This is a genomic window from Hoeflea sp. CAU 1731, from assembly GCF_039888615.1.
Lineage (GTDB): Bacteria > Pseudomonadota > Alphaproteobacteria > Rhizobiales > Rhizobiaceae > Flavimaribacter.
Genome location: NZ_JBDQQS010000024.1, coordinates 18,888 through 44,177, shown reverse-complemented (window position 1 = coordinate 44,177; position 25,290 = coordinate 18,888). Strand labels below are relative to the sequence as shown.

Sequence of the window (25,290 nt, the reverse complement as noted above, 5' to 3'; positions counted from 1 at the left end):
AAAGACCATGGCCAGAACCAGTATCCCGGAAAATCCCTATCTCGCCGCGCGCCAGGAATGGAACGAGCGCTATGGCTCCTATGTGAAAGCGGCGGCCGCTTGGCGGATCGTCGGCATCACCGGCATGCTCATGGCGGTGATCGGCTTTTCCTACGCGCTTTATCAGAGCACGCAGGTCAAGCTGGTCCCCTATATCGTTGAAGTGGATAAGCTGGGCACGGCGGCGACCACAGGATTTCCGCAACAGATCGAATATGCGGATCCTCGCGTGGTGCGCGCGACGCTTGGAAGCTTCATCTCGAACTTCCGCTCGGTCACGCCCGACACTGTCGTCCAGAAGCAATACATCGATCGCGCCTATGCGCTGCTGAGGTCGTCCGATCCGGCGACCGAGAAGATCAATGCCTGGTTCCGGAGCAATTCGCCCTTCGATCGCGCGCGCGAAAAGACCGTGGCGATCGAGGTCACGAATATCGTGCCGCTCTCAAATCAGAGCTACCAGATCGACTGGACCGAATATGAGCGGGACCGGCAGGGCAAGGAAGTCGCCACCAGGCGGTTCCGTGGTGTCGCAACCGTGACCCTGACCCCGCCACAGGACGAGGCGGTGATCCGCCTCAACCCCATCGGACTTTATTTGAAGGATTTTGACTGGACGGCGCAGCTCTGAGCCGCGTTCGCGCCAGACTGCAACGTCTGGGACAAAGACACGCGGCCCAACTGAAAGTGCCCCGGAGGATAGGTGAATGAGAAAAGAGAATATCCGCGGCATCGCGCTTTGCGCCGGCGTGATGATTACGGTGGCGACGCTGCCCGCACAGGGACAACAGCTGACAAGCAACGAAGCGCGCGGCACCCAGCTCTCTGGCCAGTGGCAACATCGGCAAGGTGTGGTAACGCGCGGCGCCGACGGCAAGGTGATCTTCCTTTTTGGCGAGGTTCAGCCATCGGTCGTCTGCTCACCGCTGCAGGTCTGCGATATCGAGCTCCAGGGCGGGGAGGTGGTGCGCGACGTCCTTCTTGGCGACACCGTTCGCTGGAAGGTCGAACCGGCAACCTCGGGTGCGCCGAGCGGACAGGCGATCCACCTGATCGTCAAACCGTCCGAAGCTGGTCTCGTTACGTCAATGGTCGTGACCACGTCGCGGCGGACCTATCATATTCAGCTCAAATCGCATCACAGCCAGTACATGGCGCGCGTCGGCTTCGAGTATCCCGAAGACATCTATGCGCGCTTCGCGGAAATCAACGCGCGCATCGAGGCGAGCGTTGTGCCCGGCGCCGGAGTTCCGGCCGACCAGCTCGACTTCGCGTTCAATGTGAGCGGCTCGGCGCGCTGGCGGCCAACGCGGATCTACAGCGACGGGATGAAGACCTACATCCAGTTTCCGTCCTCCCTGTCGGGGCAGGAGACGCCCGTCCTGTTCGTCGTCTCCGGAGGCGAAAACCGGATCGTCAACTACCGCATGAACGGCACGATGATGGTCGTCGACTACAACATCGATCGGGCGGTTCTGGTCTCGGGCGTCGGCCGCCAGCAACAGAAGATCACCATCCGGCGGGGAGGGTAGGGGAATGCGCGCGATCAGAACCTTATTCCGTTTGCCAGCTGCCCTGGTGCTCCTGGCCCTGCTCGCCGCGTGCCAAACCATTAGCGGACCTGGCCTCATCCGGAGCGAAGTCACGGCCGAACTCACGCCGGAATCGGCGACTGCCATTGCCGGCGATATGATTGGTCGGCTGGCGGAGCATGTGGGGCCGGGCACGACCACGATCGAGCTGCGTGGCGATGATGACCTGTTTGGCCCGGCCCTGGAGGCGGCGCTCCGCGAATGGGGCTATGCCGTCGTCACAAATCAGGCGACCGATGGCGGCGCGGTGACGCCGCTGGCCTATTCGATCGATCCCTTTGAGGGTGACGTGCTGGTGCGGCTCTCGACCCTGCAGGTCGAGCTGACCCGCATGTACACGCTCAGCGCCACGGGCGCGACACCGGCCAGTCCCTTTTCTGTCATGCAGCGTGGATCGGAGGGCGCGTCATGACAGAGTCGCTGAAACTCGGCGGCGCCGGTCCGCAGGACGGGCCGAGCATCAGGCGCCTCAATCGCGTTCCGGTGATCGTCGCCATCCTGCTGGTCGTGACTTTCCTGGCGGTCATCTTCTATGGGCTGTCGTCGCGAGGCTTGCATTTCGGCGGAGACCCACAGATCGAGCCGTCGTCGGCGCGGCCCGCGTCCAACGACGCCGAGCGGCTGAAACAGGGCGTGCCGGACGGGATCATCGGCGAGCCGCAGCCCGTCGTGGTCCAACCGACGCCAAGTCCGGAGCCCGAGCGACCGAGGAACCCGTTTCAGCGGGAGCCTGAACCGACGCCGACCGTCGTAACCGCCCCTCAGCCGACGCTTGAGCCGGAAGAGGTGTGGCGGGCGCGCCTGCAGCGCGAACAGGACGAACAGATGCTCAGAGAATACCAGCGCCAGCGGATGGCGAGCATCCAGGCAGAGGGCGCGGCATTTGACTCTCCGATCGCAGTCAACCTGAAGGACCTCGAAAACACGAGTGTTGCGGCGACGCCGTCCTCTCCGCAAGCAGGGGTGACGACCGCGAACCGGCCGGCAAGCGCGCTCGATCTCTATAGCGCCGCTCTCCAGTCCGGCATCGGGCAGAACGCCGATCCGAACGGGCAGGCATCCAAACAGCAGTTTTTCAACCAGGACATCGCCGACCTCGGCTATCTGCCGAACTCCGTGGTGCCACAAATGTCGCCGTTCGAGCTGAAGCGCGGCTCGGTCATTCCGGCCACGCTCATCACCGGCATCAACTCCGATCTTCCCGGCCGCATCACCGCGCAGGTCTCGCAGAACGTCTATGACAGCGCGACGGGGCGGCGGTTGTTGATTCCGCAGGGCGCGAAGCTGTTCGGGCGTTACGACTCCGAGGTCACATTCGGCCAGAACCGGGTGCTGGTCGTTTGGACGGACATCATCTTTCCGAATGGCTCAACGCTCCAGATTGGCGGCATGGCTGGAACCGATGGGGCGGGCTATGGCGGTTTCCACGATCAGGTCGATAACCACTATCTGCGTACGTTCGGGTCGGCGATCCTGGTGGCGCTCATCGGCGCCGGCACCGACATGCTGCTCCCCGACGACAACAGCACGTCGACGACGGTGGACAGCGCCAGCGACGCGGCGAGGCGATCCTTCGCCGAGACGTTTGGCCAGATTTCGGAACAAACGGTGTCGAAGAACCTCAATGTGCAGCCAACCTTGGAGATCCGTCCCGGCTATCGGTTTAATATTCTGGTCGATCAGGATATCGTGTTTCCGCAAACCTATCGTTGAAGCTGACGCTTCTTCGCGATACGCCCCTTTGCACCAGGAGGATCTGCTTAATGCGGCGCATTGTGCTGGATGTACATAATATTGAATGAGCTGTTGTTGCATCTCATCGACGAACTGTCGCTGCCGCTCGACGAGCGCGCAACACGCCGTATCTTGCGCGAAATCGCGGCGGATGCCGGGTCCGACTCTTATTCCTATCTGCATCTAAGCGGCAGGAGAGGCCTAACCGACCTATCAATATGAGTGGCATGACCGGTACGTTGAGATGAATTTCCTTAACGTTGATCCGGTTGTGACAAGGACCAACGTGGACCGGCGATGTTCTCGTGATCGGGGCGGGCAACCCGCCGTATTCGGCGCAGAAACAAGATGCGGTTTCACAAGGATGCGGACCTCTTTGGCATTCAATCAGGGTCTTTGGTCTCCGTCCCGATCGGCTTCCGGTACCGTATGTTATTCACGCTGGCCTCTGACAAGCCGCACATATCGATCGAACCAGACCCCGATCCAATAACGACAGCGGTTGCGGTTACGTTCGTCCACGTGCGTCTCGGATCAGTGACTGCGGACACGTGCCTCGCTTGTGAAATCCGACTTTCTCCCAAGGAACCAGAATGCATGAGGTGGTTTGCCGATGGCATGTCGATGCCTGACATTGCCGCAACACCTCGGACTGGTGGTCCGCTGCTATCTCGATGAGGAGACGCGAAAACCTGGCGCTGCCAACTGCCCGGCAGGCTGCCTCGAACGCCATACGACTTGGCCTGATTTGAAAAGCAGGATTCCTGCACGTCGACTACCTGCCGGGTTCACGAAGCGGTGAAGAATCGATCTACGTGAGAAGTAGCAACCGTTCCCACGAACGATTGCGTGCTCACGTTTGTTTTTCGCGCCTATGTTACGACCGGCCTCACTGTCGTCGATGCAACTCGCCTGCGACAGCGTCCTGTCCCGCCATAAGCTCAACGGTGTCCTGCGTCCTTCAGACACCAAGCCGCACTACGGAACAGCCCCTGACGAGACATTCCCTACTAAGAGAAAAGCAATCAATGGTGTTAGCGGAACTATAATCTGCGCACCACATTTCTGACGAATTTCTTAAGGATATCATCATGGTACCAGAGATCCAGGGCAACCCACGCCAGACCAGAATGAAATTCGATCATCTGATCACTACAACCAATTCTTAAGCGATTATCGTTAGAAGCAATCCAAGTAGCATCCGTTCATGAATGAATTTGATAGTACCGCCCTGTCTGTTTCGCTTGCCGAAATTGCCGCGGCAACCGACCACCAAATGTTGGAGACAGCGATGAGTCGATTGGCGTCTCGCTACGACGTCAAGTCGGCGGCATATCTTGGTACGGGTCTGGCCGGAACCCGTCAAGCAGAGCCCTATCTCGCTGTAACCTACTCTTCAGACTGGGTCGAACACTACAAGCAGCGCAACTATGTTGACATCGATCCGGTCATTCACAGGGGAATGCGGCGGCTGCTTCCGATGGATTGGACCGAGTTCGGCAATCCTCAAGGAGTACTCAAGACATTTTTCGGCGAGGCATCGGAGTTCGGCCTCGGACGTCGCGGGTTGACTGTTCCGGTCCACGGACGCAGCGGTGACCATGGCCTGGTTACAATCACGTCTGATCTCTCTGAACGCGTTTGGAAAAAAGAAAAACTCGAAATTTCTCGCGACTTCCAGGTCCTTGCGGTGCACATCCACGATCGGGTCTTGCACCTTGCTGGGAACTCCCGGAATCGCCGCAAACTCTCACCGCGGGAGCTCGAATGCCTGCAATGGACGGCAGAAGGGAAGACTGCCTGGGCGTGTGCGATGATCCTGGGTCTTTCCGAACATACGGTCCGCTGTTATCTCGAGAGCGCGCGCTCGAAACTCAACGCCGCCAGCAATACGCATGCTGTCTCGATCGCGCACCGAGCCGGTTTGTTTCCTCCGGACCTCTAAAGCTCCCTTTACGTCCAAACACCTGTTTCCTGCTCACTCGACGCCTCCTCTTTCTTGAAAAAGGGGAAGAGAGCCTCGAACATCTGCCATTGGTTTGCGTTTGCAGTCGGTTCACCATTTTGACAGTTTCACAGATCGCGTGGACACGTGACAGATAACTGACGAACTATAAAGCTTTCTGCCCCGGTCCGTTGCATCTCCGTCATGGGGTGATGTGACTTCATGCATCGCCCTACAATTCGTCCGGTTTGGCTGGAAAGTCATGGTCGGGTGCAATATAGAAGGTCGCGAGGCGGTACGCGCCGACTCGGGGCTTGGAAACCCCTTCACAGCGGTTTGGTGCCGGCCGTTACGGCACCAAGGATCCTTCGGCCAACGGCCGGGGGCCTGCGACATATGTCCAGGTGCCTCGGTGCTAAAGGTCGCAGGGACCGTCTGTGACGGTTTTCCAATCCCCGGCTTGGGGTCGAGATCTTTAATTGTCGCGGGGGCGCACCGCGGCTCAAGCCACGGGAAGATGTATGCCAAACAATTTTGACGGTGAGATCAATGACCGGTCGATTGTCATGATTCTCGAAGATCTGACATCCGAAGAATTGTCGAAGCTCGTCACAGATTGCATTCGGGAGAACCATCAACACCTCGAGCGATCGCAATTGTTGTTTGACCAGATCGAGGCATGCCAGTCTTCATGTGCGTCAGAGGACGATTTGCGTGAGCTTCGCCATTCGTACCGCCACGCTTTGCTCAAACTGAAGATCCACCACGAGCTGGTCCGCATTGTCATTGATGCTTTGGGTTATGTGCCTAACATTCCTTCCGAATCGAAAGCCCACTAACACCTTTCGTATATGTGTCTCGCTGGCTTCCGGCTGAGCGCTCGAATGATGATTGGCCGAAGCGACCTGGCAAAGTCTGCATGCTTGACAACGGGCGGATCTGAAGGTGCTAGATCGCGATATTTGTCGAGAACCACTCAGAAATAGCCGCCAGAAGAAGTTCACAGAAAACGATGCGCTTTTGACGACTGAAAACCATTGCGATGCTTATGCCGTAGGCAAAGACGCGTCATATAATAACGCCCAGAGACGATTCATAATCTCTGGGCTGCTTGGAGCAATTTTAAGGTGAGTACATCGCCTGGTCAGCGTTGTATCAGTCCACAACAACAGCAACCAGGCCTCGGCATGCAGTGGCCGGCTTCGCAGACGCAAGAACTGGTGACGGAAAGGCGCCTGCAATTCCGAGCCTCGCCCGCATCTCATCGCTAATTTCGAAGAGGCCTGCATAGGTCATCGACTTGTCGATCCGGACAGGTCTGCCGATCGTCTCGAACCTGCATTCGATCGACCTGAAAATGCGTGCCATCCGCGCGTCGAATACGGAAACGACATGCTCCATACCGGCCGCTTGACAAACTTCCACGATTCCACATAGCAGTTCGACTGTTACGCGATTGACGATATGATTGGCATCCCTGCGTTCCCGGTCGGCCAGAATACCAGGATTGACAGCAAAACGTGAGCTTTCCCATATCAACGGGCTCTCGATGGTGCCGCCTGGCATCAACAACGGAAACACGTCGCGCAGCATGTTCGGCCCGGTCGTCGGCAGCAGCCGCACAGCACCGCGAAGTTCTCCGGACGCCTCGTCAAGGGAAAGCAGATAAAGCGGATTTTCATCATCGAAACGGTCGATTTCACGACCGTCGGAAACGGTAACGTTCCAGCCGAGCCGCCCTGAAAAGACTTCCGCACGCATGCGGTACATTTCATCAATTAGTTTGGGATGCTGGTCTCGATCGACGCTCTCGACAGTGATGATCATAGTTTTCTCCGTTCGTAATTTGACGACGGACAAACCTGGTATCGAGCATCGCTTCCTGCCGAAATCCGGCTGTTCAGCGGGGTTTACAGGATTGGATAGGGCCACTCGCCGCGTAAGCGAGGATATCCGACTAAAAATGACTGGCATCACTCGGTGTATACCTCGCTGCCGTGACTTGATGGCAATTGCAGGGACGAGACGCTTGTCAAAGCTGGTTAGAGACGCGACAGTTTCAGCCGGATAGAAATGCGACACGTCAAGGGTGCCACTTGCTCATATGATCAGCCCCCTGACGGGCCGGCTGGTCAGGGTTGCAAAGCCCGGCAGGGGGCGCGTACCGCCTCTGGGCCGAGTTTAATTCATCGGATCAGCGAACACCAATCGACAAACTGTAGGTTTGCATTGGAATTACTCGACAACAACCATTTGTTCGGCTGGATCCGTTGTCGCCGCCGCAACATCGGCAAGAACGAGCAACTGGAAGTTGCCAGCGGCGCCGAGTCGCGATCTCATATCGTCGTTCATTTCGAACAAACCAGCATGGGTCATAGTCCTGCTGATTCTAACAGGCGCGCCAAGCTGCTCGAAGCAACCATCGATCGATCTGATAATTCGTTCCATTCTCGCGTCAAAGGCAGACACAATGTGTTCGACACCCGCCCGCTGGGCGGTCTTAACCATCCCTACTACAGCTCCACCGTGGTTCGATTCAAGGTTTGATTTGCTTCGGCCCGGTCCTTCGGCTGGAGTATACGTGGATTGACCGCGAAGCGCGAGCTTTCCCAGATCAATGGGCTCTCGACGGCGCCGCCTGGCAAGAGCACGGAAAAGATATCCCTTAGTATGTTGGGGCCGGTCGTCGGCAAAAGTCGTACCGCCCCGCGCAGCTGTCCAGACTGTTCATCGAGAGTCAGGAGGTAAAGCGTATCTTCGGTATCGAAACTATCGATTTCGCGCCCGTTCTCGAGGCTGACTTCCCAGTCCAATCGGCCGGAAAAGACTTCCGCACGCATGCGGAACATTTCATCGATCAGTTCAGAGTATTTGTCCTGATCGGCGCTTTCGATTGTGAAAATTATAATTGTGGTCTCCGTTCGGTAATTGACAACGGAGACACCAGTTATCGGTAATACTTCGGCCCGGAAATCCGGCTCATCGGCAGGGTTTACAGCGGCAGGATAGGCAGACCAGCTCTGTATTCGATTGCAACGGCATGGGTGTTGCTGGAGGCGTTGAGCTTCTTGCTGGCGCTCTCACGATAGCAGCGAACGGTATGCTGCAACATTCTTAGGATGGCGGCACATTCCCAGGCTGTCTTGCCCTTCGCGATCCATTGCAAACACTCCAGTTCGCGAGGTGACAGGTTGACAGATTTAGACGCCGTTCTCCCGAAACGAAGGATCAGATCGTGAACATGAACTGCCAGCACATAGAAATCGCGATATTTCCCACCCATACTGCCTTTCTTACGCTATGAGGATTGAACCCAATATCCCCTCCATAACGATTTTTCACCTTATAGTAGCATATTCCGGCAACTTTTTGTCTAGTATCCTCGACAATGTCGTGGAATTCTTGTTCATCTGGGCCTTGAGAATTGCCTCGTCGCTGTTGTCCATCCGCAAAGCACTGATTTGAGTGCTGCAATCATGTTGGTTTGAAGCCGTGTAGTCATGGTTGCATGGAATACAGGAAGCTTTGGAGCGTTCTGTTGGCGGCAGGTGCGCTTTTGGTGACGATCGGAGGTGCGGGATCGTTTGCGGGGTTGATAACTCGGATTGTTGTCGCCGCTTATGCCGATTTGAGTCGGGCCATCAGGGCAAGATTGTAAGCCAGGACGGAAGACCAGACATAAGCCTTGAAGCGGTCAAGCCCTTTCCAGGTGCAGCGATCCAGACCATAGGCGCGCTTGAGGCAGGAGATGTCTGCTTCGATCCCGGCGCGGAAATTGCGCAGCTTTCGGTAGACCCAACCGCTTTTGACCATGTCTTCGATGGCGAAGCCGCGTTTCTTGTGGAAAGCGACATCGCGCACCCCCTTGCTTTTGGCCTGCTGCGGGTTGCCGTTGCTGGCATAGGCACCATCGGCGGCGATCTGCCGTGGCGGCTTGTTGTAGAGTTCGATATGTCGATCGAGAATGGGAAGGAAGCGCTCGGCATCCGCCGGATTGCCATCTTTGATGATCATGTCGAGGATCAAACCGCTGCGACCAGTGGTCAGTCTGAGCTTGTGGCCGTAGAAAACATCGCGGCCGCCCTTGCGGATGATGTCGGTATGAGATTCGATCAGGCTGACCAGCTTTTGCGGCGAAGGCGGCAGGTAGACCGGCCAGCCTGGTTTCGACCAGGTAAAGATCTTGCCGGCTGGCACGGCATGCGTTGATCAGGACTTTGTAGTGGTGCAACCGCCGGGTCTGGCCGCGGCTGTATTCGATGGCCCGATTGTGTTTCCTGGCCTGCCGGCTGCGATTGCGCCAGTGCATCTTCGGCACACCAGGCACGGTTTGCACACGCCGTAGCAACCGAACCATAAGCCGCATGGCGTCCCATAACAGGCTGTTGTCGGTCGGTTGGTGGATCGGGCAGAGGGTCACCGTGCTATCGAGCCGTATCACCCGACCGGTTTCAATCCGGTCAGTGGCGGCGGTCTTGAGCAGATGACGGTTGATGGCTTCCCACGTTTGCGATCGGATGGCGCTGATCGTCTTGTGCAGGGCCGACTTCTTGGGAACTAGTTTACCGGTAGTCTGGCGAAGGCGCGGAAGGACATCGAGTCGGACAGATAAAAGGCCAATTCCTCATAGCTGAGTTGCCGATATTGCTTCAGCACGGCACACCGCAGAACGCACTCGGCAGGGAGCCCTCGGCGACCGGTCGGCTTAACCTCGCGACGACGCAGATCGACTGCCACCAGGTCGGTCAAGGCGGCGGCTTCCAGCAACTCTGACATAATCATGAGTTCACGACCGATCAGGAAATATGGGCGCGATGGGGGCCTCGTTACAACGGGATCGAGGTTATGCAACCACCTCCGGCATTTCCCGAACACCATTTGAATAGACGATGAAGAGGTTGTAAACTCAACGTGAACGAAAAACCAAAACACCACTTGCAATGCGGTGTATGTTAGCATATCCCACCACTATGGGAAAACTGAGACTACAGCGTATTGGCTTGATTCGCGTGCTTGTAGCCGTAGCCTTTGTTACTGCTGTGGTTTTGCCACATTTTCCTGCTGCAATGGCCAGCACACAGTCTCACCATCATAATGCACTGTATGCTTCTGAAGTGAAGCACCAGACCGATTTAGGTGACTCTTCTGACGTTATTGAAATAGGTCAGATTCTTACTGTGTCACAGGATGGCCAGTCGGGATCTGGGAGCAACGATTGTTGTACGACGACCTGTAGCCCCACGCTTTTACCGAGCAATTCGACGAAAAGTGCATTTTTAGGACGTACTAAAGTCGGTCCTAACCCTGTTTTGTTCCCGCCTGATAGGCCTAAGCTGCCTTTGGAACGGCCTCCTCGATTCTGAAGCGGATAATTCCGCGCGCAAAGTGTGCGCGGGCTCAAATTAGCCACTGAAGATCAGAGGAAGTCTCATGCGCTTTCGAATACCGGCGGTGCTGTCACCGCTTATCTTGGCTGCGTGCGCCAGTACGCCGTTGCCACAAGTCCTTACCTACAATTCTCCAGAGTCAGACACCACAGCCACACCGGTTGTCGGGTACGTGAACCCGGTTGGCGACTATAATCCTCGCCTTCCCGTAGATCCCAAACCATGGCGCCAGCAGAACGACAGCCAGTCTCCTGTGAAAGGAGGCGAAGGATGAAGTTCAAAGTAATTGCAATTTTCGCAGTTGGTCTGACTGCTGCCGGCTGTGTTTCCAGTGAACAGATCGCTTCTTTTTCGGACGTGGAAGCAGGGTTTGACAACGTAACCACTGAAACCCGCATCGCCACCGGCGGAAAGCGTTCGGTCTGGATTCAAAACAGAAGCCAGGCGGAAGAGCTCGATGCCCAGGTGCACTCCCTTGTTCACAAGAAAACGATCAGCGCCGATACGGCGGTGCAGGTCGCGCTTTTGAACAATCGCGGACTGCAGGCGTCCTACGCAAATCTGGGTGTCAGCGCAGCAGAAGCCTGGCAACAGACCATGTTTGAAAATCCGGTTGTCTCCGTGGGCCTGTTTGGAATAGGCGCTCCGGAGCTTGAGGTGCTTCGGTCGGTGGAAGCGGTAGTCGCGGCCAACTTGCTTTCGCTTGCGACCCGTAAAAAGCGGGTCGATGTCGCAGAAGCGAGGTTTAGGCAGGCTCAGGCGGTGGCGGTAAATGACACACTGACCTTGGCCGCTAATACTCGACGCGCCTGGATTGACGCAGTGTCCGCGTTCGAAACGGTCGCATATCTCAATCAAGCGAAGACTGCGGCCGACGCCGCTTCGGAACTCGCGAAGAAGCTCGGAGAAAGCGGTGCTTTGCCCAAGGGAGGCCAGGCGAGGGAGCATGCGTTCTATGCAGAACTGACCGGTCAAAGGGCGGAAGCCCGCCTTGCAGCAAAGCTTGCCAAGGAGCGTTTGACGCGCCTCATGGGCCTATGGGGAGAAAAAGTTGAATACTTTGTCCCCGACAGTCTGCCGAAATTGCCCCGTGCGGTTCAAAAACGAGATAGTATCGAAGCCGAGGCGTTGAGCAACCGCGCCGATTTGCGTGTCGCAAAACTTGAACTTGAAGCCGTTGCAAGGAGCTTCAACCTGACGGAAGCGACGCGCTACGTCACGGATCTCGAGCTTGTCGCAGGAATTGAGGCCGAGCGGGAAATCGAGACCGAGTATGAGCTCGACGGCGACAGCCTTGAAGAACGTTCTTCCAAGAAGACGAGGTACACGCCACAATTCGAAATCGATTTTGCCATTCCCATTTTTGACAGTGGCAAAGCAAGAATGCGGAAGGCGGAACTTGCCTACATGCAAGCCGCCAACCAGCTTGCCGAGAAGGCGGTCAATGTCCGTTCGGAGGCGAGGTCCGCTTACACTGCCTATAGATCAAACTACGACATAGCTCGACACTACAGAAACTCCGTTGTGCCCTTGCGCACGACAGTCGAGGAGGAATCCCTCCTCACATACAACGGGATGATAACCAATACCTTCGAGTTGCTCGCCGATACACGAGCCAAGATCAACACACTGCTGCTTTCCGTCAACGCCAAGAAAGAATTCTGGCTGGCCGACGTCGACCTGTCGGCTGCGATTTATGGCGGAGGCGAAGCAGAAGCAGGTGGGGGCGGCTCGATATCGGTCGCCGACGCCGGCGGCGGCGGTCATTGAGGAAAGGATGCAGAAATGATGAATAGAAGACAATTGCTGGGCGCGGGCGCGGCAGGCGCCGCCATGGTCTCTACAACGGCCTGGTCGAAATCGACGAATGCCGGGCTTCCAGAAGCCGCACTGATGGACAACGCCGGGACGCAACCTCCCGTCATGCCGTCAACGGGACCCGATTACAATCCGGTGGTCACATTGAACGGGTGGACATTGCCGTTTCGAATGAACAACGGCGTGAAAGAATTCCATCTGGTGGCGGAACCCGTGGAGCGGGAGCTCGCAGAAGGAACAATCGCATATCTTTGGGGCTACAACGGCCAGTCCATCGGTCCAACGATAGAAGCCGTGGAAGGCGATCGCGTACGCATCTTCGTGACGAACAAACTGCCTGAACACACATCAGTTCATTGGCACGGAATGATCCTTCCGTCCGGGATGGATGGCGTGGGCGGATTGTCCCACCCCGCCATCCCTCCTGGCAAGACCTATGTCTATGAATTCGATCTCGTGAAATCCGGGACATTCATGTACCACCCGCACGCCGACGAGATGGTACAGATGGCCATGGGAATGATGGGTATGTTCATTATCCATCCCAAGGATCCTTCCTTCATGCCGGTCGACCGGGATTTCCTCATAATGCTGAACGCTTATGACATCGATCCCGGATCTTACGTGCCGAAAATAATGGAGATGACTGATTTCAATCTATGGACCTGGAACAGTCGTATATTTCCGGACATAGATCCCCTTGTTGTTTCCAGGAATGATCGTGTGCGTGTCAGGGTCGGAAATCTGACCATGACCAACCATCCAATTCACATGCATGGCTACGACTTCGAAGTGACCTGCACGGACGGGGGATGGGTGCGCCCCGAGGCGCGTTGGCCAGAAGTTTCGATAGACATTCCGGTTGGCGCGATGCGGGCGTACGAGTTCGACGCCGTTCATAAGGGAGACTGGGCGATTCACTGCCATAAGTCTCACCACACGATGAACGCCATGGGTCATGACGTGCCTACTTTTATCGGCGTCGACAAGTCTGCCCTTGCGCGAAAAATCAGGACCATCCAACCGGAATACATGCCGATGGGGACAACAGGCATGGCCGACATGGCGGAGATGGCCATGCCGCTTCCCGACAACACTGTGCCAATGATGACTGGTTGGGGACCGTACGGTCCAATTGAGATGGGCGGGATGTTTTCCGTTGTGAAAGTGCGCGAGGGCATATCCGCCGGGGATTACAGCGACCCCGGTTGGTATGAAAATCCCCCTGGCACCCAAGCGTACGAGTGGACTGGCGAATTGCCAAATGTCGAGAAGGCGGCCGATGCGAAAACGCGCCTCACAACACCGAACCCTATCGAACTCAGTTCCAAGTAAACCCAATCCAAAACAAGGAGACTAAAATGAAACGGACAACAATTTTGATGCTGACTGCACTCTTCTCGACAAACGCCGCACTCGCCGCCGGTTCTCACTCCGGCGGCCACGACGATGGCGAAGGCTCAAAAGATCATCACGAGAAGATGGCGGTCGGTGAGCCTGGAAACAAAAGCATGGTCAACAAGAGAATTAGCTTGACGATGAAGGAAACCGACGACGGTGAGATGGTTTTCCAGCCATCGTCCATATCCGTCGATGAAGGTCAGACCGTGCAATTCATCATCAAGAACAAGGGCGAACTCGTTCATGAGTTCGTTCTCGACAACCATGACAACGTTATGGAGCACAAAGCCGTCATGGAAAAATTCCCCGAGATGGAACACGACGACCCGAATTCCATCCGTCTCGAGCCAGGCAAGCGCGGCGAAGTCATATGGAAGTTTTCCAATGCCGGGGAGTTTGAGTTCGCTTGCCTGATACCCGGTCACTACGACGCAGGAATGAAGGGCGACCTGAAGGTTTCCGCGAAGTAGCCACATTTTTTTCTTGAGAGGAAGAAGACATGAAAATCATCATTAATGCCGCATTGGCGTTTCTAATGCTGATCGTAGCCGCAACCACATCCCTTGCAGAAGAGTACACCAAGGGAAAAATCAAGAAAATCGACGCCAAGGCTAAAAAGGTGACGATCATCCATGAAGAGCTGAAAAACCTCGATATGCCAGCCATGACAATGGTTTTTCGCACCGCTGACGATGGAATGCTGGACACGATCGAGGAGGGGCAGGACATCGAGTTCATCGCAGATCGTGTCAACGGCAAGCTGACTGTGATCGAGATCAAGAAGTAGTGTGCTAAAATTTTCAAGTGGCAGGCGAAATCTCGCCTGCCACCTGGTGTAGTGTCAAAGAACAGGAGCGTGATGATGATCGAAAGAATAAAGGGTGCAATTGTTGATATATGGAAAGGCGCATGTGTGGCCGTTGGGACCACAATTCTTCTGTTTCAGTCCAGTATTGCCTCAGCCGACATAACCACAGAACAATTGAACAATGTGTTGGTCGAGAACGCAGTCATTGAGCCTGGAAAATCAGGAGGCAATGCACGTCTCCGATTTAGAGTTGCGAATTTAGGAGCCAATAATCTCTACCTGGTGAAAATTAGCACGGATATTGCGAGCAGCGCCCAGATAAAGATGAGGATGCCAGAATCAGGTTATGAATCTGTATCCTATGTTCCTATCAAATTGGGAGAAACTTTTGACGCTGAGACTTCCCACCTTGTCGTAGAAGTGCAGGAATTGAGAAAGGATTTAGTCTCGGGAACTGAAATAAGCTTCAGTGTCGAATTTACCGACTTTACTGTTGCAGCTTTCGCGGACGTGCATTTTCGGTAGAACGCTGAATTGCATGTCTTTCAAGAGGCAAAATGAACCAGGATTCTCCCAGTAGATCTAGAGATAACGAATTCCCATGCTTCTATATCCTAATTGCCGTTTGAACGCGTGAATGCCGAAGATGCCTATGCCAATTCGTGTCCTGGCAAACGAGAACCGCGGTTTTTTCAGACAACCGCAAATAACCTCAGCATTCACAGCATGACGGGATTTGTCATCAACAAATTCCCAAACGAGGAACAAAGGGCGGTGCGCAAACTGCGTACATCATCTTTGCGCATTACTGCGATCTTGGCACTAACGCTCAACATTGTCCTCGGCCAAGGCGACTTTTGGATTCATATAGGCGTAACAATATCTTACGTCCTCGCCTGTGCATTGTATGCCGTCGTCTCGGCACTAATATTGTCGGACAGGGAATATAAAAGTTTAGTGGTAGTCGTAGATGCACTGTTTGTTGTTGCGGTGCTTTATCAACATATTCTTGCGACATCAGTGACAGATGACCATAGCGTGACGGCGACAGGATTGGTTATTGCGTTTATTCTGTTGATTCATACTGCATTAAATTTACAGAGGCGGCTTATTTTCATATACAGCGGTATAGTTGCAATTTCATGGGTTGCCATGATTGCGATTATGGCATGGCGTCATGAAAGTCTTCAAGCAGGCACATTCGTTTCTGCATTCTTGAACGTAGATTTGGCCTTGGCAATGAGTTTTGCTTTTACCGGATGGGCTGTCTGCATCCTTGTTTCTGAACAGGAAGAGGCCAAAAGGGAAGCTGCAGAGCTTGGGAAGCGCCGAAGTAATCTGTCGCGTTTTTTCTCTCCATTTGTAGTGTCGTATTTGGAAAACGACAGCGCACACCGAAGTCTCCAAAGAAGACACGCGGCAATCATGTTCGTTGATCTACGCGATTTCACGACTTACGCAGAGAGTGCCTCGGCTTCCCAGCTTGCCTCGGTTCTTGCAGAATATCGTGATTTGGTGGCAAATGTTATTTTTCAGTTTGGAGGAACAATCGACAAATTCGTTGGGGATGGCGTAATGGCCGTATTTGGTCAGCCTAAACCCTCGGACGGCGATGCAGCTAAAGCCTTAGCTTGCGCAATGCATCTAATTCAAGTGCTCAGCGATTGGAGGCATCGACGGCTGATTGGGCAACAAGTTGCTTTTGATGCGGTCATCGGACTACATTTTGGCCTCATTGTCGGCGGCGTCCTCAAGAGTGGCACTCAAGACGAATTTACTGTGGTCGGAGATGCTGTGAACGTTGCTCAGCGTCTTGAGGGTATCGCTAAGTCTATTGACGCCTCTCTTGTAGTGTCAACTTCCTTACTGGAGTCTGCGAGTATAGACGAATTGGATGGAAAATGGGTATTACAGCAAGATGTTTTGCTCCCCGGTCGCCGTAATCCAATAGATATTGCATATATTCCGCGCCTTCCGGCTAACTGTGACCTGCCACGGGTAATTTCCTCCAGATTGGATTAGAGTCCGGCCTCGTTTGCAGTGAGCCCATTGTTTGGACCGCCGGGAGTTGGAATTTTCCGGCTCTTTCACGATGGCGGACTGGTGACGCCATCGGGATTATGCAGCGCAATCGGGACGTTGTATCCGATTGCCGAATGAGGACGGTCCTCATTGTAGTGTCGACGCCAAAACTCCAACTTTTCACGGGCATCCGCAAGGGTCATGAACCAATTTGCGTTCAGACATTCCGCCCGGAGCTTGCTGTTGAAAGCCTCGATGAAGCCGTTGTCGGTGGGCTTTCCAGGCCGTGAGAAGTCCAATGTGACGTTGTTCACGTAGGCCCAGAGATCGAGGTCGCGGGAGATGAATTCGCTGCCGTTGTCGACCCGTATTGTCTTCGGATAGCCACTGCTTTTGCAGATCCGCTCGAGAGTCTGAACGACATCCTCACCACGATAGGTAAAGCGCGGATCCGTTGCCGGGCAATAGCGTGAATGCGTGTCAACAATCGTCAAAATCCGCAGTTTCTTACCTGTCGCCAACTGGTCGTGCACAAAATCCATCGCCCAGATATCGTTCGGCCCGACGGCCTCCTGACGGTCCTCTCGCAGTTTCGCCTTCACCCGGCGCTTGGGGTGCTTGTTCCTGAGCTGCAGTCCCAACTCCTTGTAAATCCTGCGCGTCTTCTTCATGTTGACCCTCCAGCCCTCACGGCGAAGCAGCACATGGACGCGCCGATAGCCGTAGCGCACCCTCGTCTCGCAGATCTCCCTGATCCGCAGTTCAAGGCCGGCCTGACCGGTGCGTCGGGACTTGTAATGGTAGGTTGAGGTATCGAACGTCAGGACCTTGCAGGCCCGTTTGATTGATACGCCCCAGTCCACCAGCATTCCGTCGACCAGCTTGCGCTTCCGGGCAGGCCTCAGAGCTTTCGCCGAATGACATCCTGCAGCATCTCGCGATCCAGCGTCAGGTCCGCCACGATCTTCTTGAGCCGATTGTTCTCGTCTTCCAGTTGCTTCAGCCGACGCATCTCGTCAGGCAGCAGACCCGCATACTTCTTTTTCCAGTTGAAGTACGTCGCCGGGCTGATCCCCGCCTTACGGCAGATCTCAGCAACAGGCACGCCATCATCACCCTGTTTCAATATGAACGCTTTCTGCGCGTCCGAAAACTTCGATGCTTTCATCGCTTCCGCTCCTTCTCCCAGCCAGGAAAATTACCGCGGAAAACTCCAATTAAAAACGATCCAGTTTTAAGGGCTCAGAGCATCAGCAAAGCGGGAAACAAGCAGGCTCGTGTCATGCTTATCGAACTGGCCTGGTGCTGGCTCAAATATCAACCACAAAGCCGGTTGACCCAATGGTACCAGTCTCATTCTCAGGACGCGGAAGCCGATCTGGAAATGTTGGTATTGTTGCGTTGACTCGCAAACTGGCTGTAGCGTTTTGAAGGTTCATCGAGGATGGCATTATCCCTGACGGAGCAAAAATAACCGCCAATTAAGACAGCTCATCTGCCGACAAGCAGTTGAATGCAAGTGCGGATACCGTGCGTAGAGAGGGCAACCAAACATACGCCGAGTTGTAGTTTGGTACAGCGCTTGCCAGCAGCCGTTTGGCGACCGTGAATCGGGATTATGGTGGGGAGCGAGGCTCCAACCGGATACAAGTGGAGCACCATCCTCTTGGGCCATCGCGTGCTGCCTTGGGCGCCTATTGGTCAGATAATACGAGCACACTACTTGGAAGGATCTAAACACCTCACCAGCCCGCCGTCGTGACAAGTTCGGAAAATTGCAACTCCCGGCGGTAAAAAATTGGCTCACTGCAGGAGCGCCACCATCGACATGTACTTTCAATAATGGACGAATCGTCATTCACGGACATTGTGGAGCGATCGACATTAGACCGCATGAGACCTGGGCCATATACCACGATACTTACACCGGTAGCCAGATAGACACCAGAAGACCGCCCGAATCACTTTCGTTTAGTGTGATTTTCGCTTCGTGAAGGTCGCAGATCGCCTTTACTAGGCTTAACCCTAGGCCGGCTCCTGGCTTTGTCCGAGACTTCTCAAGCCGATACATGCTCCTGAACACGTTCTCTCTTTCACGTTCGGGAATTCCGGGTCCGTTGTCATCCAAGTTCGCCGTGACAAAGCCATTCGCGTGACGCACCCGGCACTTGATGTTCGGCGCGCCGCCGGCATGTTTCAGGCAGTTTTCTATCAGATTCACGAAAAGCTGCGTAAGCAGCTCGTCATCACCTCTCACTGAGGGGATACCCGGTTCAATTTCAACTTCAATATGCCCCCCGGCTACTTCTGCATGGGTTGAGTAGAATTCCACTACATTGGACAGGACTTTGCCAATATCGGTAGATCGGAACCTGGATCGACGAGCGCCGGCTTCAATCTGCGATATCCTCTGAAGGGCGTCGAAAGTCGAGATTATGACCCGACAATCCTTCTCTATTTCCGAGAGCTCATCATCGTTCGCCTGACCTCGCAGGTGCGATTCCATTGCTTTTTCAACGCTAATCTTCAAGCGGTTCAGGGGCGTCTTGAGATCGTGGGCGATGTCTGTCGTAATGCGCCTGTTGATTTCCACAACCGTCCCCAATTTCTCGACAGTGGTGTTGATCAAAGCCGCGATACGGTCAACGTCATCTCCGCTTCCGGTCAGCGGCACTTTGGTCTGGAAATCACCATCTGCGACCTTGAGCATCGCGATCTGTATTTCCTGTATTCGACTGTTCATCCGGGATGAAAGAAGGACGCCGCCGGCCAATGAAATCGCAAGCAACACAAGGAAGGCCCAGCCGGCTCCCTGAAGGAAAACTTCCTCAACTTCGCTGATGTCCTCTGCGCTGCTTCCAACGGTCAGCGTGTATTCACCGACTTTTCCTGTTTTCAGAAAATAGCGAAAGTCCCTGTCCAGACCCAATTCCTGCGAGTCGACTTCGCCGGTCGATTGACTCTCTGATGGAGGACGAATATTGCCGATCACCTGTCCGCCGTCCGGATCGGACAGCGAGTAGACATAGTCAGCCCGACGCGACGACTGTGTCAAAACTCCGAGAGTTTCTATCAGGTCGTCCTCGCCGCTTCTTGAGTAGATGTTGCTCAGTACAGTGTATTCCCTGTCGACCATCCGCTCATGCCGTTGGGACAACTCTTCCTGGATAACGAAGAACGCGGCGGTTCCGGCAATCACAACGGCTGCCAGGACATACAGGAGAAAATAGAGTGCAAGCCTGAAACCGCTGCTTCTCAACCTACTCCGGAGCATGCAGCGTGTAACCTGTGTTGCGAACTGTATGCAGCAAGGGAATATCGAATGGGCGATCGATTTTTCCCCGCAGTCGGCTCACATGGGTCTCCAGAACACTCGTCTCGGGATCAAAATGAAAATCCCAGACTTTCTCGAGAAGCATCGTCCTCGTGAGCACCCGGCCTTCAGCTCGCATCAACGCTTCCAGGAGTGTGAATTCCTTTGGCAGGAGTTCGATTGTCGTACCCGCGCGCTTTACACGCCTTCGGACCAGATCCATCTCTAGATCATGAACCCTGAGAACGGTTTGCTCGACCTGGAGCGACGGGCGTCGCGTCAGCGCGCTGACGCGGGCGGACAGCTCCGAGAACGCGAATGGTTTGACCAGATAGTCGTCAGCGCCAGCCTCGAGGCCTTCGACGCGATCGTCCACGCCGCTGACTGAAGTAAGAAAAATAACCGGTGTCTGGTTTCCGGCAGCTCTCATCGCCTTGACGATCGCCATCCCGTCCATTCCGGGCAGCATGCGATCGACAACGACAACGTCATAGCTTTCGCGGACTGCCTGAAACAATCCGTCATGCCCATTCGACAGCACATCGCATACGTGACCGGCTTCTTCAAATCCGGACTTTACATAATTCGATGTCTTCAAGTCATCTTCCAGGATCAATATCCGCACTGACATAATTCCGAAACTTGACCGCCAGGCTCGATTGAGCCCGGCGATATGTTGGAGGTCAATAGCGATTTTCCAGCCGCTTCCTATAACGCACAGCGGCCACTATCAGCACTGCCATCAGCAACAGACAGATCGCCGATGCATTGTAGGTGCCCAGATCGAGGCCACCATGCGCGATTGGCTTGGTGAGGAAATCGCCGAATGTCGCGCCGAATGGCCGCGTGAATATGAAGGCTACCCAGAACAGGATGACGTCGTTCATAGCCTTTGTATGGTGCAGTACCAGCACAAGGCCGATTACACCTGTGCAGACCAATGCGGCATTGACGTAACCGAGGCCCGCGACGTCGACGAGGTAGTCACCGAACGCTGTTCCGAGACTGTTGGAAAACACCACGGCGATCCAGAACATCAGCTCTGCGTCTTTCCGGTTAATCGGATCGACTTTCAGGTTCCCGTCACGCATGTACCAAACGGCCAAAGTTATCAGCAATCCGGCGGTAAGGATCAGTGAGCCTGACGTGTAGCCAAGGCCCAGTGTCCGGTCCATGAGATCGGATACTTCCGTGCCGGCTGTTGTCGTTGCTACGATCGCAGCCCAGAAAAGAGCGGGATGAAAGCGATCCGCGCGGATCTGCGCAGCTAATATCAACACCAGCGCTACGCCGGTGATTCCAAGTCCGGCGACATATCCGAGATTCAATGTCTGGGAAATGAAATCACCAGTGGTTTCTCCCAGGGTCGTCGCGATTATCTTCAGGATCCAGAAGAGGATCGTGACCTCTGCGATCTTGTTGACGACGCTCGAGTTTTCAGGATTATTTTGCATAGGATTTTCCTCTGGTTGTGGAAATCTGGTCACTTGTCGAAGTTTTGTGTCCAGTTTCCTCACCGTCCCGTGACAGCATCATATACGTTATGAAGACAACGATCAGCCCAAGGAATATGGCGCTCGTGGTGATCGTGCCGAATCCCAGACCTGTGTCATCCACCGGTTGCGCCAGGTAATCGCCCAGAGACGCGCCCAACGGCCGGGTGAAGATGTATGCCAGCCAGAAGGCCAGAACACTGTTCATTCCGAACAGATAGTAACTACCGGCGATCACGGCGATTACCCCGAAATAGAGCAACATTGCGGGAAAATAACCCAATCCCAAACTCTCAGCGACAAGGTCGCCTGCTGCTGTGCCGACAGCAAATGTAAGCAGTATCGCAAGCCAATAGAAAGCTTCTCGCCGAAGAGTGTATATCGTATGGATTGAAAGCGTTTTTTCCACCGAATACCAGGCGTAGAATGTTGCAGCCAGCGCTATCGAGAAGGCAATGGTGGCGATTTCCAGAGAGACGCCAAAATCATCGACAAGCTTGTCCGTGAGCAAGGTGCCGACAACGCTCACTGCAACCACCGCAAGCCAGTAGATGGCCGGAACATAACGCCTCTGCGAGAACTGTATAATCAGTATCGCAATGAGGAAGCCAGTCATGATGGCCGACGTGGCGGACAGACCAAGACCGAGATCGACACTGAGCAGATCCGCTGCAGTTTCCCCGACTGTAACCGCTAGCAATTTGACTATCCAGAAATCAGTCGTAACCTTTGGAACCCGATTGTAAACCTTCTCGAGTGAAGGTTCTGCGGATGCTACGCTTTGCATGATCCATCTCCTTTTCAGAGCGCAGGCGACATGGCCATGTTCGGTTTTCGACATGGTCGTTGATACTTCGGGTTATGGAGTGACGGCTTTTCTAGAGGCTTTCGGCGACCTTACAAATTTGTAACCCGGATGAAAGGAAGCGGCGAACTGAGATTGCCATCTATCTCCGCATGAAATGACACGGTGTCATTCAGAAAAGGAGAAAAGACATGATTAAGCCCGCAATCATCGCAACTTGCGTCCTGGTCGGAGCTTCCAGCTTCGCCGCTATAACGGCGGCTACGGCTGAAACCTCTACGGTGACCCATGATGTTCAAGAAGCAAAGGCTCTTCTTTCGGCCAAACTGACTGCCGTCGACGCCATAAAGGCGGCTCAATCCATCCAGCCGGGAAAGGTTGGCGAAGTCCAGTTCGATGCAGAGGAGGGTAATAGTCTCTTCGATGTGACGATCATCGCTCAGGACGGTTCCGAGCATAAAGTCTATGTCGATGCATCGACGGGAAAGACCATGCAAATTCCCGAAGACAGTGACTACGACGGAGATGATGACTGAGTTTTGAATTCTCTCGTCACGTTGGCGCCGGTCAAACCGGCGCCAGCAAATTGAGACTCTAGCTGGATATTCGGTCGAAATGAAAAAGGTTTTAGCGAAGCTGATTGTTGTAGGTTTTGTCCTTCTCTTGGCGGGTGGAGGCTTCCTGGGCGCGCAGCGATTGTCCGGGAACTTTCACACAGTCGTTTCGGGACAGCTTTACCGATCCGCCCAGGTCACGCCTGAACGCCTGGCCGCGTACAAACAAAAATATGGCATCAAGTCAGTCATCAATCTCAGAGGCTCGCAAGAGGGAGCCCCCTGGTACGATAACGAAGTATCGTCATCCGAAAAGCTGGGTATCGAGCATTTCGATTTCCGGATGTCTGCCAGCCACCGACTCTCCAAAGCGCGCGCAACGGAACTTATCCAACTGATGGAGAACGCTCCAAAACCACTCTTGATCCATTGCAAAGCTGGCGCTGATCGTAGCGGACTGGTGTCCGCGCTCTACATGGCTGCAATCGCAAAATCCGGTGAGGAAAACGCGGAGAATGAGATCTCGATCGTTTTTGGGCACTTCGGCATACCCTACTTGTCGTCAACCTACGCAATGGATGAAACTTGGGAAGATTTTGAACCATGGCTTGGGTTTGGTGAGTCCTAATCTTGCGGCCACGGGACTGTCAGGAATTTTGTGCTTGAGGCCATGATGATGGAAAGGAGAATCATCACATGGCCATTGAGAAGGAATTACTGGATCGGCTTCTGGCGGGACGCGATCCGGGTAAGGTTTTTGCGAAGGACAGCCTGCTCGACGATTTGAAGAAGGCTCTGTCGGAGCGCATTTTGAACGCTGAACTGGATGAGCATCTCGACGAAGAACGCGGCGATGGTCGCACCAATCGCCGCAACGGCTTATCGAAGAAATCGGTTCTGACCGGCACGTCGAAGCTCAGCCTGGACATACCGCGTGATCGTTCCGACACGTTTAATCCGAAGCTGATCGCCAAATACCAGCGCCGCTTTCCCGATTTCGACGACTAAATCATCTCGATGTATGCACGCGGCATGACGGTTCGCGAGATCCGTGGACACGTGGAGGAACTCTACGGTATCGTCGTGTCACCCGATCTGATCTCGGCCGTCACCGATGCCGTCCTGTAGGAAGTTGGCGAATGGCAAAACAGGCCGCTAGATGTTTGCTATTCGCTGGTCTTCTTCGAAGCCATCCGCGTCAAGATCAGGGACGAAGGCTTTGTTCGAAACAAGGCCGTCTACATCGAACTCGGCATCCTGCCCGATGGCGCCAAGGAGATCCTGGGCATCTGGATCAAGCAGTCCGAAGGCGCCAAGTTCTGGCTGCGCGTTATGAACGCGGCGGTCTGGCGGCTCTGGCTCCGCGCCGCAAAGGGAGGCCGCGGAAGTTGGTGACGTCACGCAAGCCGCCTGGAGCGGAGAGCCCGGTGGACGACGAGGCCAAGAGCCGCGAGGAACTCCTGGCGGAACTGAACAATCTGCGCATGGAGAATGCCTACCTAAAAAAGCTGGAAGCCTTAACGCGGGAACAAGCGCCCAAAAAGCGCAAGTCGTCCAGGCGTTAAGGCCAATTTTTCCGCTTGCGGGGCTGTTGAAGCTTGCAGGACTGGCTCGCAGCACCTTCTACTATCAGCAAAAGGCCTCAACCCAGCCTGACCGGCATGCCGAGCTGAAGGGCAGGATCAGGTCGATCTTTGTGGCGCATAGGGGCCGTTACGGCTATCGCCGGGTGACGGCTGCATTGCGCGCAGCCGGAGAGACCGTCAATCACAAAACCGTCCAGCATTTGATGGGCGAACTCGGATTGCGATCGACCGTCAGGCCGAAGAAATATCGCTCCTACAAGGGCGAGGCGGGGCGCATCGCCCCCGATCTGGTCAAGCGGCAGTTCAAGGCCGAGAAAGCCAATCAGAAATGGGTGACCGACGTGACGGAGTTCAGCGTGGCCGGCCAAAAGCTCAATCTGTCCCCTGTCATGGATCTTTACAACGGCGAGATCATCGCCTTCGAAACCGCCAGACGGCCAATCTTCAAACTCGTAGAAACCATGCTCGTCAAAGCCGTGGGCCGATTACAGGACGATGATCGGCTGATCCTGCATTCCGACCAGGGATGCCACTACCAGATGCCGGCCTGGCAGCGCATCCTGCGCGCGCGCAACATAAGTCAGAGCATGTCACGCAAGGGAAATTGCCTCGACAACGCCGCCATGGAGAACTTCTTCGCAACCCTTAGCTCCGAGTTCTTCTATCAAAACCGCTTCGACAGTCTCATCGCGCTGCAAGCCGGAATTGAAGACTATATCCACTACTACAATCATGATCGTATCAAGCTGAAACTCAAAGGGCTGAGCCCTGTACAATACAGAAACTAGCCCTT

24 protein-coding genes and 3 pseudogenes are annotated in these 25,290 nt (G+C 54.8%); 18 read left to right on the top strand and 9 right to left on the bottom strand.

Features of this window, described 5'->3' with window-relative positions; all coding sequences use genetic code 11:
* The first annotated feature begins 7 nt into the window (after positions 1-7).
* From AAFN47_RS25630 to AAFN47_RS25605, 6 genes are all read left to right on the top strand, one after another.
* A complete protein-coding gene (locus tag AAFN47_RS25630) occupies positions 8-670 on the top strand; it encodes a conjugal transfer protein TrbF (RefSeq protein ID WP_420406521.1) in 663 nt (220 codons plus the stop codon).
* A gap of 121 nt (positions 671-791) precedes the next feature.
* Positions 792-1,571: a P-type conjugative transfer protein TrbG gene (gene trbG / locus AAFN47_RS25625; RefSeq protein ID WP_420406606.1), complete on the top strand. Its 780-nt coding sequence runs from the start codon at positions 792-794 to the stop codon at positions 1,569-1,571.
* 4 nt (positions 1,572-1,575) lie between these two features.
* Complete coding sequence (gene trbH, locus AAFN47_RS25620) at positions 1,576-2,043, top strand: conjugal transfer protein TrbH (protein WP_420406520.1); 468 nt, start codon at positions 1,576-1,578, stop codon at positions 2,041-2,043.
* Positions 2,040-3,344: an IncP-type conjugal transfer protein TrbI gene (gene trbI / locus AAFN47_RS25615; RefSeq protein WP_420406519.1), complete on the top strand. Its 1,305-nt coding sequence runs from the start codon at positions 2,040-2,042 to the stop codon at positions 3,342-3,344. The genes trbH and trbI overlap by 4 nt, the downstream gene beginning before the upstream one ends.
* Before the next feature lie 1,228 nt (positions 3,345-4,572).
* A complete protein-coding gene (locus AAFN47_RS25610) occupies positions 4,573-5,310 on the top strand; it encodes a helix-turn-helix transcriptional regulator (RefSeq protein ID WP_499812080.1) in 738 nt (245 codons plus the stop codon).
* Positions 5,311-5,831: 521 nt separating this feature from the next.
* Positions 5,832-6,149 carry a transcriptional repressor TraM gene (locus AAFN47_RS25605; RefSeq protein ID WP_420406517.1) on the top strand — a complete coding sequence of 106 codons (318 nt, stop codon included), beginning with the start codon at positions 5,832-5,834 and terminating at the stop codon, positions 6,147-6,149.
* Positions 6,150-6,465: 316 nt separating this feature from the next.
* Here the strand turns inward: AAFN47_RS25605 and AAFN47_RS25600 are convergent, their stop codons facing one another.
* The gene (locus AAFN47_RS25600; protein WP_499812079.1) at positions 6,466-7,392 is read right to left on the bottom strand and encodes an acyl-homoserine-lactone synthase; all 927 of its coding nucleotides are present in this window, start codon (positions 7,390-7,392) and stop codon (positions 6,466-6,468) included.
* A 147-nt stretch (positions 7,393-7,539) separates the two neighbouring features.
* Here AAFN47_RS25600 and AAFN47_RS25595 point away from each other — a divergent pair, with 147 nt between their 5' ends.
* Complete coding sequence (locus AAFN47_RS25595; RefSeq protein WP_420406515.1) at positions 7,540-7,857, top strand: hypothetical protein; 318 nt, start codon at positions 7,540-7,542, stop codon at positions 7,855-7,857.
* Here the strand turns inward: AAFN47_RS25595 and AAFN47_RS25590 are convergent.
* The 3 genes and pseudogenes from AAFN47_RS25590 to AAFN47_RS25580 all read right to left on the bottom strand — a co-directional run bounded on the left by AAFN47_RS25590 (position 7,824) and on the right by AAFN47_RS25580 (position 10,161).
* Positions 7,824-8,168: an acyl-homoserine-lactone synthase gene (locus AAFN47_RS25590; RefSeq protein ID WP_420406605.1), complete on the bottom strand. Its 345-nt coding sequence runs from the start codon at positions 8,166-8,168 to the stop codon at positions 7,824-7,826. The genes AAFN47_RS25595 and AAFN47_RS25590 overlap by 34 nt on opposite strands.
* 134 nt (positions 8,169-8,302) lie before the next feature.
* Positions 8,303-8,593, bottom strand: a complete 291-nt coding sequence (locus AAFN47_RS25585) for a helix-turn-helix domain-containing protein (protein WP_420406514.1) — start codon at positions 8,591-8,593, stop codon at positions 8,303-8,305.
* Between the two features lie 335 nt (positions 8,594-8,928).
* Positions 8,929-10,161 (bottom strand): annotated as a pseudogene (locus tag AAFN47_RS25580) (transposase).
* 806 nt (positions 10,162-10,967) lie between these two features.
* Here AAFN47_RS25580 and AAFN47_RS25575 point away from each other — a divergent pair.
* The 6 genes from AAFN47_RS25575 (at position 10,968) to AAFN47_RS25550 (ending at position 16,746) form a co-directional block, all read left to right on the top strand.
* The gene (locus tag AAFN47_RS25575) at positions 10,968-12,467 is read left to right on the top strand and encodes a TolC family protein (RefSeq protein ID WP_499812078.1); all 1,500 of its coding nucleotides are present in this window, start codon (positions 10,968-10,970) and stop codon (positions 12,465-12,467) included.
* Positions 12,468-12,482: 15 nt separating this feature from the next.
* Positions 12,483-13,850 (top strand): multicopper oxidase family protein, encoded by a 1,368-nt coding sequence (locus AAFN47_RS25570; RefSeq protein WP_499812077.1) that lies wholly within the window; start codon positions 12,483-12,485, stop codon positions 13,848-13,850.
* Between the two features lie 26 nt (positions 13,851-13,876).
* A complete protein-coding gene (locus AAFN47_RS25565) occupies positions 13,877-14,386 on the top strand; it encodes a cupredoxin domain-containing protein (protein ID WP_499812076.1) in 510 nt (169 codons plus the stop codon).
* 29 nt (positions 14,387-14,415) lie between these two features.
* Positions 14,416-14,703 (top strand): copper-binding protein, encoded by a 288-nt coding sequence (locus AAFN47_RS25560; protein WP_499812075.1) that lies wholly within the window; start codon positions 14,416-14,418, stop codon positions 14,701-14,703.
* Between the two features lie 72 nt (positions 14,704-14,775).
* Complete coding sequence (locus AAFN47_RS25555; RefSeq protein ID WP_499812074.1) at positions 14,776-15,249, top strand: copper chaperone PCu(A)C domain-containing protein; 474 nt, start codon at positions 14,776-14,778, stop codon at positions 15,247-15,249.
* A gap of 201 nt (positions 15,250-15,450) precedes the next feature.
* On the top strand, positions 15,451-16,746 hold the full coding sequence (locus AAFN47_RS25550; protein ID WP_499812073.1) for an adenylate/guanylate cyclase domain-containing protein: 1,296 nt from the start codon (positions 15,451-15,453) through the stop codon (positions 16,744-16,746).
* Positions 16,747-16,811: 65 nt separating this feature from the next.
* Here AAFN47_RS25550 and AAFN47_RS25545 read toward each other — a convergent pair.
* A protein-coding gene (locus AAFN47_RS25545; RefSeq protein WP_499812072.1) for an IS3 family transposase occupies positions 16,812-17,914 on the bottom strand; the annotation gives its coding sequence in 2 pieces (ribosomal slippage) (positions 16,812-17,653 and positions 17,653-17,914; 1,104 coding nt in all).
* A 114-nt stretch (positions 17,915-18,028) separates the two neighbouring features.
* Between AAFN47_RS25545 and AAFN47_RS25540 the strand changes: the two genes are divergently transcribed.
* The gene (locus tag AAFN47_RS25540) at positions 18,029-18,151 is read left to right on the top strand and encodes a hypothetical protein (protein WP_499812071.1); all 123 of its coding nucleotides are present in this window, start codon (positions 18,029-18,031) and stop codon (positions 18,149-18,151) included.
* A gap of 516 nt (positions 18,152-18,667) precedes the next feature.
* Here the strand turns inward: AAFN47_RS25540 and AAFN47_RS25535 are convergent.
* From AAFN47_RS25535 to AAFN47_RS25520, 4 genes are read right to left on the bottom strand one after another with little or no spacing between them, the layout of a single operon-like run.
* Complete coding sequence (locus AAFN47_RS25535) at positions 18,668-20,005, bottom strand: sensor histidine kinase (RefSeq protein WP_499812070.1); 1,338 nt, start codon at positions 20,003-20,005, stop codon at positions 18,668-18,670.
* A gap of 1 nt (position 20,006) precedes the next feature.
* Positions 20,007-20,690: a response regulator gene (locus tag AAFN47_RS25530; protein WP_499812069.1), complete on the bottom strand. Its 684-nt coding sequence runs from the start codon at positions 20,688-20,690 to the stop codon at positions 20,007-20,009.
* Between the two features lie 52 nt (positions 20,691-20,742).
* Positions 20,743-21,513: a COG4705 family protein gene (locus tag AAFN47_RS25525; protein ID WP_499812068.1), complete on the bottom strand. Its 771-nt coding sequence runs from the start codon at positions 21,511-21,513 to the stop codon at positions 20,743-20,745.
* Positions 21,503-22,339 (bottom strand): COG4705 family protein, encoded by an 837-nt coding sequence (locus tag AAFN47_RS25520; RefSeq protein ID WP_499812067.1) that lies wholly within the window; start codon positions 22,337-22,339, stop codon positions 21,503-21,505. Before AAFN47_RS25520 ends, AAFN47_RS25525 begins: the two co-directional genes overlap by 11 nt.
* A 209-nt stretch (positions 22,340-22,548) precedes the next feature.
* Here AAFN47_RS25520 and AAFN47_RS25515 point away from each other — a divergent pair, with 209 nt between their 5' ends.
* The 4 genes and pseudogenes from AAFN47_RS25515 to AAFN47_RS25500 all read left to right on the top strand — a co-directional run.
* Positions 22,549-22,893 carry a PepSY domain-containing protein gene (locus tag AAFN47_RS25515; protein WP_499812066.1) on the top strand — a complete coding sequence of 115 codons (345 nt, stop codon included), beginning with the start codon at positions 22,549-22,551 and terminating at the stop codon, positions 22,891-22,893.
* A 79-nt stretch (positions 22,894-22,972) separates the two neighbouring features.
* Complete coding sequence (locus tag AAFN47_RS25510; protein WP_499812065.1) at positions 22,973-23,539, top strand: dual specificity protein phosphatase family protein; 567 nt, start codon at positions 22,973-22,975, stop codon at positions 23,537-23,539.
* 68 nt (positions 23,540-23,607) lie between these two features.
* Positions 23,608-24,249: pseudogene (locus AAFN47_RS25505) on the top strand (IS256 family transposase); the annotation flags it as partial.
* Positions 24,240-25,285: pseudogene (locus tag AAFN47_RS25500) on the top strand (IS3 family transposase); the annotation flags it as partial. The pseudogenes AAFN47_RS25505 and AAFN47_RS25500, both read left to right, overlap by 10 nt.
* Positions 25,286-25,290 lie beyond the last annotated feature (5 nt).

Coding starts and splice junctions, on each gene's coding strand:
- AAFN47_RS25630 (WP_420406521.1), top strand. CDS start 8: ATGGCCAGAACCAGTATCCCGGAAAATCCCTATCTCGCCGCGCGCCAG.
- trbG (WP_420406606.1), top strand. CDS start 792: ATGATTACGGTGGCGACGCTGCCCGCACAGGGACAACAGCTGACAAGC.
- trbH (WP_420406520.1), top strand. CDS start 1,576: ATGCGCGCGATCAGAACCTTATTCCGTTTGCCAGCTGCCCTGGTGCTC.
- trbI (WP_420406519.1), top strand. CDS start 2,040: ATGACAGAGTCGCTGAAACTCGGCGGCGCCGGTCCGCAGGACGGGCCG.
- AAFN47_RS25610 (WP_499812080.1), top strand. CDS start 4,573: ATGAATGAATTTGATAGTACCGCCCTGTCTGTTTCGCTTGCCGAAATT.
- AAFN47_RS25605 (WP_420406517.1), top strand. CDS start 5,832: ATGCCAAACAATTTTGACGGTGAGATCAATGACCGGTCGATTGTCATG.
- AAFN47_RS25585 (WP_420406514.1), bottom strand. CDS start 8,593: ATGGGTGGGAAATATCGCGATTTCTATGTGCTGGCAGTTCATGTTCAC.
- AAFN47_RS25575 (WP_499812078.1), top strand. CDS start 10,968: ATGAAGTTCAAAGTAATTGCAATTTTCGCAGTTGGTCTGACTGCTGCC.
- AAFN47_RS25570 (WP_499812077.1), top strand. CDS start 12,483: ATGATGAATAGAAGACAATTGCTGGGCGCGGGCGCGGCAGGCGCCGCC.
- AAFN47_RS25565 (WP_499812076.1), top strand. CDS start 13,877: ATGAAACGGACAACAATTTTGATGCTGACTGCACTCTTCTCGACAAAC.
- AAFN47_RS25560 (WP_499812075.1), top strand. CDS start 14,416: ATGAAAATCATCATTAATGCCGCATTGGCGTTTCTAATGCTGATCGTA.
- AAFN47_RS25555 (WP_499812074.1), top strand. CDS start 14,776: ATGATGATCGAAAGAATAAAGGGTGCAATTGTTGATATATGGAAAGGC.
- AAFN47_RS25550 (WP_499812073.1), top strand. CDS start 15,451: ATGACGGGATTTGTCATCAACAAATTCCCAAACGAGGAACAAAGGGCG.
- AAFN47_RS25540 (WP_499812071.1), top strand. CDS start 18,029: ATGCTTATCGAACTGGCCTGGTGCTGGCTCAAATATCAACCACAAAGC.
- AAFN47_RS25530 (WP_499812069.1), bottom strand. CDS start 20,690: ATGTCAGTGCGGATATTGATCCTGGAAGATGACTTGAAGACATCGAAT.
- AAFN47_RS25525 (WP_499812068.1), bottom strand. CDS start 21,513: ATGCAAAATAATCCTGAAAACTCGAGCGTCGTCAACAAGATCGCAGAG.
- AAFN47_RS25520 (WP_499812067.1), bottom strand. CDS start 22,339: ATGCAAAGCGTAGCATCCGCAGAACCTTCACTCGAGAAGGTTTACAAT.
- AAFN47_RS25515 (WP_499812066.1), top strand. CDS start 22,549: ATGATTAAGCCCGCAATCATCGCAACTTGCGTCCTGGTCGGAGCTTCC.
- AAFN47_RS25510 (WP_499812065.1), top strand. CDS start 22,973: ATGAAAAAGGTTTTAGCGAAGCTGATTGTTGTAGGTTTTGTCCTTCTC.